Below are 15,563 nucleotides of genomic sequence, written 5' to 3' on the forward strand. Positions count from 1 at the left end.
GCAAAAAGGCGAGTCTGATTTTTCAGACTCGCCTTTTGACGATTTTTCGGACGCGGTGGGGGGGAAGGTTATTCCGATTTTTCAGTGTGTGTCCATGCCGGATCTTTTTTCATGATTTTCGCATGGATGGGACAAGATTCGACATGTGCGCCTTTCAAGTACCCACAGCTCATGAGAAATTCCTTGACGATTTCACCGCCCACGAATTTGAAATGACGTTTGAACAGTTTGACCCACGCTTCATGAGAAAGCGGGTGGTGTGCATCCAACCAATTTTTGAATGATCCTTCTTGTTCACGGAGTCGCAGGATGGCCTGTGCATTGTGGATGGCCGCATTGATTTTCAGGCGGTTGCGGATAATCCCTGCATCGTTGAGTAGACGATTTCGGTCGGTGTCACCATAGGCCGCAACCGTTTCTATCACATAGTTATCATAGGCTTTCTTGAAGTTTTCCTGCTTGTTGAGGATCGTGCGCCAACTCAATCCGGCCTGGTTTATTTCCAAAATGAGCCGACCAAACAGTTCGTTGTCATCATCAATTGGGAAGCCGTATTGCGTGTCGTGATAGACCCGGTCAACGTCGTTGAGATCACGGGTTGCACATGCCGCGCAATAGGATTGGAATTGGGCCATACGTGTTTCCTTAGAGTGAGAGGCCGTATTTTTTGAGCAGGCTGTAGAAGTGGGAGCGGGAGAGTTTGGAAACAGTGAGTATTTGTGGCAAGTCTCCGTCACATTGTCGAATAAGTTCGCCGAGATATGTTTTTTCCGCCATGCTTTTGAAGTCCCTGAGCGTGGGGAGTTCCTGGTCGAAAATGTCTTCGAATATGTCTTGTCCGATTTTTCGGACTGGTTCTTCGATCAAAGAGTCCTGTGTGTCGGAAATGCTTTCGGTGCCGGTCATGCGTTCGATCTGGGCCTTGGCCAACTTGATCCGGAATTCTCGAGGGAGATGCATGGCGTACAACGTCTTTTCATTTCTGGATGCGACCACGGCACGTTCAAGGGTGTTGAAGAGTTCACGGACGTTGCCGGGCCAATCATAACTGGCAAGAGCGGGGTAGAAATCTGATCCAAGTGTCTTGGATTCCATTTCATATTGTTTGCAGAGTTGCCGGACTCGAAAAATGCTCAGTGCCCGAATATCTTCGGGACGTCCCATGAGGGGCGGAAGATGAATGTGGATGGTCTTGAGACGATAGAGGAGGTCTGAACGGAATTCTCCTTTGTCCACCATGTCTTCGAGATTTCGGTTGGTTGCCGCGACCAGTCGAAAATTACTGACCTGTTCCCGGGTGTCGCCCACAGGCCGGAAGGTCCGTTCCTGAAGGACCCGTAAAAAGGCCTTTTGCATGGACAGGGGCATTTCACCGACTTCATCGAGAAATAAGGTGCCGCCGTCTGCAAGTTTTATCAGGCCCATACGGTCTTTTTGTGCTCCGGTGAAGGCTCCTTTGCGATGGCCATAGAGGGTCGATTCGAGCAATGATTCGGTGAGAGCTGCGCAATCAACAACCACGAAATTGCCAGATTTTCGTTTGGAATTTTCATGGATTGTCGCGGCGAATAGTTCCTTACCTGTTCCGGTTTGGCCAGTTATCAGGACGTTGCTGTCGGATCGTGCCGCCTGTGAAAGTAGGTTGAAGCTCACCTTGATACTTGGGCTTTCTCCAACCACGCCCGTGAGGTCGAGCGATCCCATGCCGTTGGCATCGCTTTTCTTGTCATGATATTTCAAGGCCCGGCCAAGGGTCAGGGATATTTCACGAATACTTGAAGGTTTCAGCAAATAGTCCCAGGCTCCACCCTTGATCGCCAGTTCCGCGCCATCCGGGTCCCCTTTGCCAGTCAGGATGATGACCTCAGGCGGAGACGGGAGCTCCATGATGTCCGGAAGAATATCCAATCCATTGCCGTCCGGAAGGCGGACGTCCAGGAAAATGACATCGAATTCATGTTTTTTTGCCAGTCGTAACCCTTCGTCAATGGTGTGGGCCGAAGCACATTCATGAGTGAGCCTGGTTATCAGACTTTCCATGGTCTCACATATTTCGAAGTCGTCGTCGATGATCAGGATCCGGGCCACGGTCTTATTCTCCTTCTGGTTGTGTCAGGACAGCGTTGATGGCGTGGGACAGGTCTTTCTTGTCATACGGTTTGATAACCACCCGACGAATATTCGGCAAGTCCACAGCGGCTGTTGCGGCATCTTCCCGCCCGGACACCAAAATGATGGGAAGGGTCGGGTCAATGAGTGCAAGTCGTGCAGCGAGTTGGGTGCCGCTGACTTCAGGCATGTCGTAGTCTGTGATGATCAGATCAAAGGGGGTCATGTCTTCAGCCACCCGGTTCATGGCTTTGACGGGATCATCCATGGCAATGGTTTCATACCCCATGGTCTCGAGCAAACGGGGCGTCGTATGCAACTGGTCCTGATCGTCTTCGACAAAGAGGATGCGGGCGTTTGTCGATGTTTTGCCGTTGGCGTTTCTCCCATTGTGCGAACTGGGCTTTTCGGATTGTGGCAAATAGATGGAAAAGACGGTTCCACCTCCCTGTCGAGGCGTGACCTGTACGCCTCCATTGTGACTTCGGATGATGCCGTGGACAACGGCCAAGCCGAGTCCTGTGCCTTCAGTCTTGTCTTTGGTCGAGAAAAAAGGATCGAATATTTTATCAAGTATATCCGGTGGAATACCAGGTCCATTGTCCTCCACAACCAGTCGGACATAGTCGCCGGGGGAGATGCCAAGCACGTCTGTGTCATCTGCCTTTAACGAAGCGTGATCCAGAGAGACCCGGATGACGCCTCCTGTTTCCCGCAAGGCGTGGAATGCATTGGTACAGAGGTTCATCGCCACCTGGTGAATCTGGGTGGGGTCGGCATGGACATGTGCTGGAGCCGGGGCGATGTGTGTTTTTACCTCAATGTTTCGCGGCATGGATGATTCCATTAATCCGAGGACTTCAGTGATGACCACACCTACATCCGTCGAACGGAATCCTTCTTTGGACGGACGGCTGAATGCCAGAATCTGTTTGACCACGCGGCCACCCCGTCGGGCTGCCTTGAGAACGCGTTTGAGATCTTTGCCTGTCACGCTGTCCGGGTCAATATCGCTGACCGCCAGTTCTGTCGAATTGATGATCGATGTCAGAATATTATTGAAATCATGGGCAATGCCTCCGGCAAGGGTGCCGATGGCTTCCATTTTTTGGGATTGCAACAGCTGCTTTTCCAAATTGCGTTCTTTGGTGATATTTTCCGCTGTGCTGAGAATACCCACAATTTGGCCCGATCGGTCATTAATCGGAACCTTGTTTATTTCAATCCAGGCCTGTTCCCCGTTCGCATCCAACAGCTTTTTTCGAACTTTGCGGAATGCCTGTCGATTTTGTGCAACCGCCATGTCCGCTTTGACCGCCCAATCGGCGTAACTGACGTCTCGCAGCACATCCCGGGACGTCTTGTTGACGACGCTGTCTTCTTCTTTGATTCCAAAAAAATCGGCAAAGGCACGATTGCTTCCCAAGTATCGTCCATTGATGCTTTTCCAGGAAACCAGTTGTGGCACGGTATCCATGAGTGTTTGCTGAAAAGCCAGTTGATCCTTGACCTTGCGTTCGACTTTGCGTCGTTCGATCATTCCATAGATCAGGAAAACAAGCACCAGAAGCAGCAGGGCAAAGCTGATAATAATGGTCCAGAAAAGCTCTTTTGGGAGTTCGTAAAAGGCCTTGGGTGTGTTGACGATCAGGCTTCCCGTGGGCAACAGCTTCTGATCGATGCCGAGCCGTTCCATGACCGTGTAGTCGAAGATATATTCGCCAATGGGTTTGTCATAGATGGGAATGTCTTCTGCCGGTGTCCCGTCCAGCACCTTGAGAGCGAGTTCAGCGGCGGTTTTCCCATGAAGGAAACCGGAAATCATATGTCCACCGACTGTCCCGTGACCGATAAGAAATCCCCAGCAAGTATAGATGGGCACGCTGGAATGTTTGGAGATGGATTCAACAACTTCTTGCGCTGTTGAAAAACGGCCATCGATGATTTGATAATAGGGAATGGCAAACAGGAAGGTATCGTCCGGGAGCGTGGTCACTCGATCCATGACAGCCTGCATGGAAATATCAATCCAATAATCAACGGTTAACCGTTCTTTGAATTGTGGGACAATGGCTTGAACTTGATGTTTGATGGCCGTGCCTGTGGTGGATGAGTCCGTGACAACGATCATGTGTTTTTTTTCAGGGTGGAGTTTCAGGGCCACTTCCAGCGTTTTTTTCATGTCGAAAAGTTCAACAACGCCGGTCATGTTGTCTTGCTGGAGTCCCTTTGCCTCATAGTCATTGACCCCACTGAATACAATGGGAACACCGGGGAACAGTTCTTCTCTGTGTTGGACGACAAAGGTGAACGCATCGTTGTCGGAGACCATCACCACGTCAAATTGTTTGGTGGCGAATTTCTCTTTGTAGAGCCGGACGAAAAGCGCAGTGACATCTTCGTAGTTGTATCGTTTGGCATCCATGTACTCTATCTGAAGATCTATTTTGTACTGACTTGTGTCCAATACGGACCGTGCGCCTTCGAGAATCGAGTCAGACCAGCCATACCCGTGGTGGTATGAATTCAGATACAAAACGGATTTTTTGGGTTTTTCGGCGGCAGCCAGCGTGGGCAGTAGAAAAATAACGCTGAGACAGTATACAATCCATTTCAATTTGTTCATATATCCTCGGCTATGGCACTTTTCATGCAATCTTGGTTGGGCTTTCTCAAACCTATGCAAAGGATGGGCCTTTGGCTGACAATGTCAAGTTTGAAACATGATCGCGGTGCCGTCAATTGCTGGTGAAAGAAGGCCTTTCTTGCTGTTTTTTCGTGGACACAGGGTGACAAAATACCAAAAAAGACATATTATTTGATACGTGTCGGAATGTTCTTTTTTCAACGTATTTTGTATTTATTTGTAATTATTGAATAAGGTGTAAGGTGAATGCAATGATTCGGCATATTGTCATGTGGACGTTGAAAGAGGAAGCTGAAGGGGCGACTGCCCGGGAAAATGCGATCAAGCTGAAAAAAATGTTGGAAGCCCTGAATGGGCGTATCGAGGGATTGCGTTCGTTGAGCGTCAGCTATGATATTCTTGCTGCTGATCCTGAGTGTCATCTTGTCTTGTGTTCCGACCATGATGACATCGATACCCTGGATTTATATCAGGGGCATCCTGAGCATCAACAGTGTGTCGCTTTCGTGAAAAAGGTGGCAGCCGGGCGCAAGGTACTTGATTGTGTTTTTGAGGGATAACACTTTCGATTGAATCGGGTTTGTTGACGGATGAAGTTGGGCGGTGTGCATCCAAATTGACGCGACAGGGAAAGGAATGAACGTCGTGCGAGGGAGGATACCATGTCAATGCGTTTTGATCAGGAACGAAAACGGATTATTTGTCGTTGGGAAGAGCCGACCAAGATTGTCATGAACAAGAAGGAAGGGACTATCAAGCGGTCTCGGATGATTACCGTCAAGGTGAACGACAACGGCAAGTTGAACAGCAAGGATCGGCGGCGTCATGCCAATCATCCCATGTTTCCGATCATCAGTCGGTTCAATCAAATGCTGAACAACATGGAGTGCTATCCGCAGTGCGAATGGGAAGCCGAGCATACGTGTGCAGTGTGCGGAACCAATGTTGGTGTTCACCCGCATCTTGATGTGCACACTCAGTCATTGATCTGGTTGTGTAAGGATCATGTGACGGAATCTCCCAAGGTAAAAGACGCATAAAGGACGATTGTGACAGGTATGCGACCAGAGCGTCGCGACAGGTGTGACGGTTGTATCGTCAAAACGCCTGTGGCAAGCGATGTTTTTGTCTTCAATACAGCGTGCCAAGTCCTGCTTGGTGCGCTTTTTTTGACCCTTTTTTTGGTTGATTTTCCAGACTTTTTTTGATGTCAGTCCAATGAAAAAAGGGGCGTACACATTCAATGTGTACGCCCTTTTAGTTGCATTTAGTGCGCCAAATCTACATGAAATAGTAGGTGGCGACGAGACCCATGATCGACATGGTGATGGTATACGGCAGAGCCAGAACGACCATGCGGCCATAGGAGAGTCTGATGACCGGGGCCAGGGCCGAGGTCAGGAGGAACAGGAACGCGGCCTGTCCGTTGGGTGTTGCCACGGACGGGATGTTGGTTCCGGTGTTGATGGCCACAGCCAGCTTGTCGAAGTGGTTCATCATGTCAGTGACTTGTCCCTGAATGGCGGCGGGCAGTGTCGAAATGGTCTGCGCGCGGTCCAGATGTCCGTCGGTCAGCCGTTCCATGAGGGCAACGCTGTCCTGAACCCCTGGGAATGTGCCAAGCAATTGGGTGAAGTGCATCTTGGTTTCCGAGATGTAGACTGTCGCCACAAAGACGTTGTCCGAGATCATGGAAAGGATACCGTTGGCAATGTAATAGGCAGCCAACTGCGCTTGACCGTGCATGGACAGGACGACATCCATGACCGGAGCGAACAGGTGCTGATCGTGGATGACACCGACAATGGAGAAGAAGACCACGAGCAGAGCGGTGAAGGGCAGGGCCTCTTCAAATGCCGGTCCGAGCTGGTGTTCATCAGTGAATCCGTTGAAGCAGGTCAACAAGACGATGACAGACAGGCCGATGATACCGACGGCGGCCAAATGCATGGCCAATGCGCAGATCAACCAGAGGCCGATCAGGGCCTGGACAATGAGTTTGGCCTTGCCTCGCATACCTCGTTTTTCTTCCATCTTGATTGCCGTTTCGAGCAGGTGCGAACGGATATTGCCCGGCATTTGCGCGCCATAGCCAAATATATGGAATTTTTCGACAAGCATACATGTCAGGAGACCTGTTGCGAGAACTGGCATGGAAACCGGAGCCACCTTGAGGAAGAACGGAATAAAGTGCCAGCCCATTTCTGAGCCGATAAGCAGGTTTTGCGGTTCACCAACGATGGTGCAGACACCGCCGAGGGCGGTTCCCACTGCGCCGTGCATCATCAGGTTGCGCAAAAAAGCGCGGAAATCCTGAAGATCCTGGCGGGCAGCGTCTTTGACCGGATCATCCGAGCAGAGATCGTGAGAGCAGGACATGTCTTTGCCGGATGCGTATCGATGGTAGACATTATAGAATCCATAGGCCACGGCAATGATGACCGCGGTCACGGTGAGGGCATCCAGAAATGCGGACAGGAACGCGCCGGCAAAACAGAACAGCAATGAGATGATGATTTTGGAGCGGACCTTGGTCAGGATGCGGGTAAAGGTGAATTGAAGGAAATCCTTCATGAAGTAAATGCCTGCGACCATGAAGATTAGCAGCAGAATGACTTCGAAGTTGTTCAGTGCTTCTTGGTACACGGTTTCCGGATTTGTTAGTCCGAGAAAGACCGCTTGCATGGCCAGCAAACCACCAGCGGGAAGCGGATAACATTTGAGTGCCATGGCCAGCGTGAAGATGAATTCCGCGATGAGAACCCAGCCAGCCACAAAGGGACCGACCGTGTAAACGAGAATGGGGTTGAGTACAAGGAAGGCCAGGATGGCAAGTTTGTACCATTTCGGCGAATTGCCGAGGAAGTTTCTGCCAAAGGCATGGGTCAGGGATTGAGACATTGATGATTTCTCCTCAAATCGATGTGAATACCGTGGCGAATGTCCAGACAGTCTAGTCGCCGATTGTCATTGTAGGATACATGCCAGCCTCCGGCCCAGATTGGAAGGGCTGGAGGATATTGAAACACGCATCCTGCGTTTTTTGCGCATGGCCTCGGGTTTTATCCGCGCCATTGTAATACGCACCGTTTTCTTCACGGATGTGATCTATGCGGTGCTTGAAAGCCTTTACAAAAGCCATGCCATCTCCTTTGAAGGTGGCGTTGCCCAAGGCCATTTCCGTTGTTTTTGCCAGATCAGCCAGACTCACGCATTGCGTTGCCAGATCAGCTTGCCTGGTTATGTAGCCCCAAACCGCCGAGTTTTCCGGGATCTCGATGGGTTCTTCGGCGTCGATAATCGTATGGGGCATGACGATGGAATCGCGGCCGATGGTGATCGGACAGGATTCAGTGCCGTGAACAAATGAGTTGAATCCCACAAAGACATTTTTCCCATTGTGGGTGTGAATTACCTTGCCACCGTGCGCGGTAACATTGTTGCCTTCACAGACAGAATCCTTAATGTAGCAGTTTTCTTGTGCGTTTGTCCCTGCGCCAATGGTTGAATTTTCGATATGTGCGCGTTGGACGATGAGGGCATTTTCTCCGATTTCGCAATTCCCTTTGATCACCGCATAGGGACTGACATAGGCGGATTCCGGGATGGGCACGTCCGTTTCCGGGCTTGCTGTGGAGTAGATGGGGACAAAGTCTTCCTTGAAGTCTTCGACGTATTCAATGAATTTGCCAGAGAGTTTTCCATTGTCGTCCAGTTTGACATATTTCTCGACCACGCCTTTGGGGAAGACGTAGTTGAATTCGAACAGGTCTCCGGCTTTGACCCAGACTCGGCCTGGCTCGATGGTGACACGGGACAAATCGCCAGCCTGAACATAGGCAAAATCGCCGACAACACAATTGTGCATGACAGAGAGGTCGACGGTTGAGAATGGACCGAGGTAGACGCCTTCCGTGGTGGTGCCGTGGATGTTGGCATAGTGCATGGCGACGGTGTTTAAAATACGGAATACTTCTGGAATTTCGGGGTTTTTAGACTGGTTGTGGACCAGTGTCTTGACGAGGAATGAATTGGTGATGCGGATGACTTCATCGTAGAAGAGTTTGGTTTTGACACCATTGAATTCAACCACATCCCCTTTTTGTTTGAGTTCGTCGCCGCGAATGTCAGATTTGTACAGGACGGAACGATCAACCTGGGTTTTGCCCAAAAAATATGAGCCGGAAAGGTTGGAATTGGTGAATCTGAAACTGATTGGATGGTCTTCGGTTAACGCGTAAAATGCGTAATACAGGAGATGTCTTTCCCGAGGAATGGAGTTGTTGAGCAAAGGACGGACGTCAACACCCATGGGTTTTAAATTGACGTTGACTCGAGACGCGATATGGCCAAAGAGAGCTTCAAGCTTTTCCATGATTTTCACACATATTCTTTGTTGTATGTTGTATGAAAAGACGGCTGCCATGCGTCAAGCACAGCAGCCGTTTCATATGGTACTATAACATCCAGTTGGTCTTAACCTCCGGTGGGCACGGTAATGGGCATACCCATTATCGGCCAGATAACCAGGATGGCGATACCGACAACCACCAGGAGCAGGAGGGATGCGGGAACACCCCAGCCAAAGAACTCACCTGTGGTAAATTGTCCAGAATCATACGCAATGGCGTTCGGTGCTGCGCCCACGAGGAGCAAGAAAGGCATACCTGCAACGACCAGCGAGGTGTACAGGATGACTTCGGGGGCTACGCCAAGATACGGCGCGATGACGAGCGCGACCGGCAGTGAGATGGCAATGGCCGCGACGTTCATGATGAAGTTGGTCATCATCATGACAAAGAACGCGATGGACATGACGAAGATGAACCCGTTGGCTTCCTGGAACATGACCAGCCAGTTGACGGCCATCCATTTGGCGGCACCAGTTTCCCAGAGACAGAAGCCGATGGACATGGCACCTGCAAACAACAGAATGATGTTCCAGGGGATGTCTTCGAGGTCTTTCAGATCAAGGATCTTGAAGACAAAGAAGAGAACCGATGAGCAGAGAATGATGGCTGTTTTATCAACGGCATTGAGGGCCGGAATAAAGGAGCGCAGGGACATGATACAGATGACACCACCGACAATGATGGCTGCCATGATTTCATTGCGAGTCAAGGCGCCCATTCTGGCGTTCAGTTCGCGGGCTTTTTCTCGCAGACCGGGGATGCGGGCTTTTTCAGGCTTGCAGACGACCATGAAGAATCCCCACAGCAGGAAAGTCATGCCCCATCCGACGGGAGCCATGTAATATGTCAGCTCGAAGAAGCCGATGTCTACGTTGACGATTTCCTTATAAAAGCCGAGGGCCACAGCTCCGCGAGCCGCGCCCAGCAGGGTGACGATGGACCCGGCTCCAGCCACGTAGGCCATGCCGATGAACAGTCCCTTACCGAATTTTGTCGGCTTGTCTCCTTCACCATACAGGGCGTAGATGGCGAGCAAGAGCGGGTAGATTGTGGCGGCCACGGCTGTGTGAGCCATGATGTGTGTCAGGGCCGCCGTGACAACAAACACACCGAGGTAGATCATCGAGGTGCGTTCACCGACAACATCGAGCATTTTGTAGGCGAGTCGTTTTGTCAGGCCGGTCTTGGTGAAGACCAGACCGATCATGATGGATGCAAAAATAAAGAGGACTGATGGGTCCATGAAATCCTTGAAGGCCACTTTGGCCGGGCGGATCAGGAACATGACCTGAAGAATACCGATCATGAGTGAAGTGACACCGATTGGGACGACTTCAAATACCCACCATGTTCCGGCCAGCAGGAAGACTGCAATGGCTCCTTTGGCTTCCTTGGGCAGCGGAAAATGTTGGCCCATGGGGTCAATGGCGTCCGGCCATGCTGGGGCGAAATAGACGACAGCGAAGAGGACAACGCCGAGGAGCATGAATATCAGGCGTTTCCAGTCGAATGCGGGGGGGGCAGCTTGAGCTGTTTCCATGATTATCTCCTTGTGAACCAAGGCCTAGTCGGCACAGGTGCTCATGCGATTAATGATTTCATCAAAGACATCGGCCATGCGGAGGATGCCGGTCACGGTACCATTTTGGCGAACAATCAACGGTTGGGTCGCTCCCATTATATAGAGATGGACGCCGTGTTCCAGGTCGCTGTTTTCATCAATGTAGTGTGAGTCTTCAGGGACGTGCATGAGATCACGAGCCTTCAGGTCAAGGCTTTTGCCGCAAAGGTCAGTCAAGGTGTTTGACCAGAGATTGTACTCTTTGAATTGGTCGGCCACAAATCGGTTTGACAAAATGTCGCTGCCGAGATCATTGGTATTGAGTTTTTTGTAGTTCGGCTCCAGTGCGATGATGATATCAATCATGGTGACCACGCCGGCAAAGGCCCCGGTATCATCTACCACAAGAATGTCGCGATGGGCACCATCGTGGATGGCGTTCACGACATCACTCAGAGAGGCGTCCAGACCGAGGGTCTGATATCGCTCTACCGGAGTCATCAGGTCTTTGATTTTCATGTAATCCTTCCTCCCGAGAAGTGTTATATGCAACAATCCACAGCACTTGATGCACGATGAGACAGTCCGCGCACGATCGTGTCGTGGCCCCCCGCTTGATGCACCCAGAATTGCCCCAAATTTCACATGACGTTCTGCAACGTCTGCCGGGCTTTCAAGAGGGTTCGCATTCCTATAAATAGTAAATTATTGTTTGCGTCAAGCGTCTTATGTGAATAAAAGTGCAAGAACACAATGACACGTTTTGCAACACGCTTTTTCGAAAAAACTGTTTCATATTGAAACAATATGAAACAGAGTCTCGTCAATAGTACGACTGCCCCTCGGTGAGGGTTCCCATGAGGTACGCTTCAAGAACAGGGTCAACCGGGCCGCAGACATTATCGATAACACGAAGACGCTTGCGTCGAAGAAAATCATAAATTTCCTTTTCGATGCCAGCACACAGGATGGTTTTGACACTTTCAGACATGACCATTCGATACATGGTTTCACTGGAGGGGGCGTCGAGGATCACGATTTTTTCGTCGATTTTTCCCATGGCGCTGGTTTCTCGAGTGACCGAGACGATGAGTACTTCAAGGGCCATGTCGAATCTGGGAGCCAGTTCGTTGCCGATAAGTGGGATAAGAATTTTTTCCATGGAGTTACTCGATGCCGAAATGTTTCATCTTGCGCCATAACGTGCTGCGTCCCCAGCCGAGGAGTTCGGCAGCCTGTTGCTTGCGGCCACCAGTTTTGACCAGTGCGTCAAGGATCATTTTGCGTTGGACATCTTCCCATCGTTCTGGAGGTGCGCTTCTGACTTCACCCGGTATGTCGGGACGCTGAGTTGAAGGTGTCAGGTTGGTGGGGAGTCCATGCCCGTGCAGGATGTATCCGGGGAGGTGTCGCATTCGAATGACCGGCGTGTCACAGAAATTGACGGCATATTCGATCAGATTACGCAATTCGCGAATATTTCCAGGGAAAGTGTAGGATTTGAGGAGTTTGTCAACATTCTTCGAGAACCGTTCCACCTTTTTTTTGTAGCGGAGCTGGAACATTCTCAGAAAGTGGTCCTGCAAGAGGAGCAGGTCTTCACCGCGTTCCCGTAATGGAGGGAGGTGGAGGCGGATCACATTGAGTCGGTAGAGGAGGTCCTGACGAAACGTCTTGTTGCGGACAGCGTCATCAAGGTTGGTGTTGCTGGCTGCCATGAGTCGCACATCGGTCCTGACACTCTTGGTGGACCCCATGGGCCGTACGACGTGATTGTCCATGTAGGCGAGGAGTTTGGTTTGCAGAGAGAGGGGGAGGTCCCCGATTTCGGTGATGAACAGGGTGCCCCCGTGGGCCATGCGCAGTCGGCCCTGTTTGGCCTGGTCTGCGCCGGGAAAGGCGTTTTTGATATGACCGAATAATTCGGATTCAAGGAGTGGCGGTGGCAAGGCCCCGCAGTTCACCTTCACAAACGGGCCATCCCTGTCCGATTCATTGTGAATTTCTTCAGCCAGCATATCTTTGCCTGTGCCGGTTTCACCGGTAATGAGGACTGGAGAATCGGTCTGGGCAATGGACGGGGTCATGGCAAATATCTTGCGGACCTGGGGGCTACGGCCAACGAGTTCTCCCAGACCGAGCACATGCCCCGAAACCTCATCGAGAGGTCCGCCACTACTCGGGGTGATGGTTTCGATGACACCTTGAATCGTTGTGGTGTCATCCACCAATGGGGAGAGTGTCAGATTGACAAAGACCTTTTCCCGATTCCGGGTAAGGATGTTTGCTTCCACGGTTTTGGGGTCGTGATTCTCCCAATCGGTCATGATCGGACAGTTTTTCATACAGAAATCACACCGCAATGCGTGAAGACACTTGATGCCGAGAACGTCTTTTCGCTGAACCCCGGTTATCTTTTCATAGGCACTGTTGATCGCGAGCAATTTGCCGCGTGTGTCCATGATGGCGATGCCGAGAGGCAGGGCGTCAAGGAGTGTGGCCAGTGCCTTGGTGTCGGTCAGGCCGTGTATGATAGCGGAAAGATCGGCTATGGGCATGACGAGTGTCGAGCGCACCTTGGTTGAATTTCTGACATACATGACCGTAGTGAAACATTCAGCAGAAAACAAGGTATTGGATCGAAAACGTCCGGGAAAAATCGAAGAAGGTGTGTGGGACAAAAAACAGCGGCTCCGTTTCCGAAGCCGCTGTATGGTGTGTTCAGTCTTTGTGCGTTACTCGTTCATTTCCTTGATGAGTGTTCGCAATTCGTTGGACAGTCGTGCCAGTTCATTGATGGCTTCGGCAGACTGATTCATGCCTTCCGCTGTTTCGGAAGCAATTTCGTTGATGTCATCGACGGCCCGGTTGATTTCCTCGGATGCCGCGGATTGTTCTTCGGCTGCCGTTGCAATGGATTGAACCTGACCAGAGGTCTCATCCGCAAAGGCCACGATGCGGTCCAGGGATTCTCCGGACTGGTTGGCAAGCTCGGTGGCCTGCTCAACCGCGAGGGCTGCGGTATCGACACTCTTGATGTTGGCCGCCGCGCCATTTTGAATGGCCTGGATGGCGTCGCCCACTTCCTTGGTGGCATCCATGGTCTTTTCGGCAAGTTTGCGGACTTCATCTGCGACCACGGCAAATCCGCGACCGGCTTCACCCGCACGGGCCGCTTCAATGGCCGCGTTCAAGGCGAGCAGGTTGGTCTGATCCGCGATATCCTCAATGACATTCATGATCTGACCGATGTCCGTGGTCTGGACACCGAGTTTGTCCATGGAATCCTTGAGCGTGGCCGTGAGTTCATACACGTCGCGAATGGCGGTGGTGGCTTCACGGACAACGACAGCGCCTTCCTGCGCCTGTTCCTTGGCATTGGCCGCAGAATCTGCCGAGTTGGCGGAATTCCTGGCAACTTCAAGCACTGTGGCGTTCATCTCTTCCATGGCGGTCGCTGTCTGGGTTGTGAGATCGCGTTGGACATCCGCCCCCTTGCTGACCTGATCCGACTGGGAGGACAGCTCGTCCGCAGCCGAAGTGACCTGTTCCACGATGAGTGAGGACTCCTTGGCAATCCGCTGCATCTTGGACAGCAGTCCCCGCACCTTGGTTTCGTGATTCCGGGCTTCCATCATGGCTTCTTCGGCCTTGCCCTTGGCTTTTTCCGCTTCATCCTTTTGCTCGGCAACTTCGAACATTTTGACCTTGAGATTGTCCACCATGGTTTCAATGCCGTCTTTCACGACCCTGAGTTCCGAAGAGAACGTGCCCTTGGGTGTCGCGTCGAGATCGCCCGATGCCACGCTCTGAGCAAAGGATCGGATGCGATGCAGTGGATTGACGATGATGGATTTGGTCAGGAACCAGACCAGAAGTCCGATGATCAGCAAAATGACAATCGTTTCACCCGCAGTATACAGTTCGGCCTTTAAAATATTCGCTTTGGCGTCCGACAGGGAAGAAATGATTTGGAATGCGCCGTGGATTTCTCCGACTTTCCAGCCTTCTTTTATTCCGCCGGTGGGATCGATGTCACCTTTTGCGTCACCGTGGCAGTAGAGGCATTCCTTGGTCAGGCGAATGGCTCGGAAAAATCGAATCTGATCTTCTTCAACGATGACCTTTTCATTGAGATCCTTGGCCTTGAGTTCGGCCAGTACATCTGCTTCAAGCGGGGTCGGGGTGTTTTCCGGGTTACGCGGACCGACTTTGGGCACGCGTAATTGAAAGTCGAGTTCCTTGGATTGTCGTTTGGCCATTTTGATGGCGGTAATGACCGGAATGGCCTCAATGAGTTTTTCTGGAGAGTGTTGTAACTCGTCAAAGGATGTGATGACTCCCATGTCCAGTTTTTTTGACATTTCCTGACGAGCCGCTTCCGCCATGAGAACGACAGCACGGCTTTGGTCAATGATGTCCTGCTCGCCACTTTTTTGAATTTGAATGACCTGCTGGGTCGCCAGAATTCCGGTCACCAGCAATGGGCCGACCAGGGCAAGCGCCATCACTTTCCATTTCAAACTGAGATTTTCAAACATCCTATCCCCACAGTTTGGTTCCTGTTAATTTAATCTCATCACTCTATGCATTCTCATGAATAGTTCATGATAACTGTTTTTACCAGAAAATTGTGTGTCAAAAAGACAATAAAGACAATGATAAATGTGCTGTATCCTCCCGACAAAGGGGACAATGCCGTAACTTTTTTTAGAATAAAAGGATTTGTGACTTTTTTCTTATGCGGCACCATGTCAAGAACTCCCTTTCTTCGTTGTTTTCTCTTTAATTAGGCCAGGCTTCACCCTCGCCTTATGGCGTATTAGTAATGTAT

12 protein-coding genes are annotated in these 15,563 nt (G+C 51.0%); 2 read left to right on the forward strand and 10 right to left on the reverse strand.

The window, feature by feature from the left end:
* Positions 1-68 precede the first annotated feature (68 nt).
* Genes GO013_RS09320 through GO013_RS09330 form a run of 3 tightly spaced genes read right to left on the reverse strand, consistent with a single transcriptional unit; the run spans position 69 to position 4,735 of the window.
* Positions 69-635, reverse strand: a complete 567-nt coding sequence (locus tag GO013_RS09320) for a DNA-3-methyladenine glycosylase I (protein WP_163810419.1) — start codon at positions 633-635, stop codon at positions 69-71.
* A 10-nt stretch (positions 636-645) separates the two neighbouring features.
* On the reverse strand, positions 646-2,088 hold the full coding sequence (locus GO013_RS09325; RefSeq protein ID WP_163810421.1) for a sigma-54 dependent transcriptional regulator: 1,443 nt from the start codon (positions 2,086-2,088) through the stop codon (positions 646-648).
* 4 nt (positions 2,089-2,092) lie between these two features.
* Positions 2,093-4,735, reverse strand: coding sequence for an ABC transporter substrate binding protein (locus GO013_RS09330; RefSeq protein ID WP_163810423.1), 2,643 nt, complete (start codon positions 4,733-4,735; stop codon positions 2,093-2,095).
* Positions 4,736-5,007: 272 nt separating this feature from the next.
* On the opposite strand from GO013_RS09330, the gene GO013_RS09335 reads away from it, so the two are divergent.
* The gene (locus tag GO013_RS09335) at positions 5,008-5,316 is read left to right on the forward strand and encodes a Dabb family protein (RefSeq protein WP_163810425.1); all 309 of its coding nucleotides are present in this window, start codon (positions 5,008-5,010) and stop codon (positions 5,314-5,316) included.
* A 102-nt stretch (positions 5,317-5,418) separates the two neighbouring features.
* Positions 5,419-5,796, forward strand: a complete 378-nt coding sequence (locus GO013_RS09340; RefSeq protein ID WP_163810427.1) for a hypothetical protein — start codon at positions 5,419-5,421, stop codon at positions 5,794-5,796.
* Positions 5,797-6,037: 241 nt separating this feature from the next.
* Here the strand turns inward: GO013_RS09340 and nhaB are convergent, their stop codons facing one another.
* The 7 genes from nhaB to GO013_RS09375 all read right to left on the reverse strand — a co-directional run bounded on the left by nhaB (position 6,038) and on the right by GO013_RS09375 (position 15,270).
* Positions 6,038-7,657 (reverse strand): sodium/proton antiporter NhaB, encoded by a 1,620-nt coding sequence (gene nhaB, locus GO013_RS09345; RefSeq protein ID WP_203529478.1) that lies wholly within the window; start codon positions 7,655-7,657, stop codon positions 6,038-6,040.
* Positions 7,658-7,709: 52 nt separating this feature from the next.
* Entirely contained in the window at positions 7,710-9,131 is a 1,422-nt protein-coding gene (locus GO013_RS09350; RefSeq protein ID WP_163810428.1) for a transferase, read from the reverse strand.
* Positions 9,132-9,232: 101 nt separating this feature from the next.
* On the reverse strand, positions 9,233-10,708 hold the full coding sequence (locus tag GO013_RS09355; RefSeq protein ID WP_163810431.1) for an SLC13 family permease: 1,476 nt from the start codon (positions 10,706-10,708) through the stop codon (positions 9,233-9,235).
* A gap of 24 nt (positions 10,709-10,732) precedes the next feature.
* Positions 10,733-11,248 carry a CBS domain-containing protein gene (locus GO013_RS09360; RefSeq protein WP_163810433.1) on the reverse strand — a complete coding sequence of 172 codons (516 nt, stop codon included), beginning with the start codon at positions 11,246-11,248 and terminating at the stop codon, positions 10,733-10,735.
* A 304-nt stretch (positions 11,249-11,552) separates the two neighbouring features.
* On the reverse strand, positions 11,553-11,891 hold the full coding sequence (locus tag GO013_RS09365; RefSeq protein WP_163810435.1) for a dinitrogenase iron-molybdenum cofactor biosynthesis protein: 339 nt from the start codon (positions 11,889-11,891) through the stop codon (positions 11,553-11,555).
* 4 nt (positions 11,892-11,895) lie between these two features.
* Positions 11,896-13,287, reverse strand: a complete 1,392-nt coding sequence (locus tag GO013_RS09370) for a sigma 54-interacting transcriptional regulator (protein WP_163810437.1) — start codon at positions 13,285-13,287, stop codon at positions 11,896-11,898.
* Between the two features lie 177 nt (positions 13,288-13,464).
* Entirely contained in the window at positions 13,465-15,270 is a 1,806-nt protein-coding gene (locus GO013_RS09375; protein WP_163810439.1) for a methyl-accepting chemotaxis protein, read from the reverse strand.
* Positions 15,271-15,563: the final 293 nt, after the last annotated feature.

Source organism: Pseudodesulfovibrio sp. JC047, from assembly GCF_010468615.1.
GTDB lineage: Bacteria > Desulfobacterota > Desulfovibrionia > Desulfovibrionales > Desulfovibrionaceae > Pseudodesulfovibrio.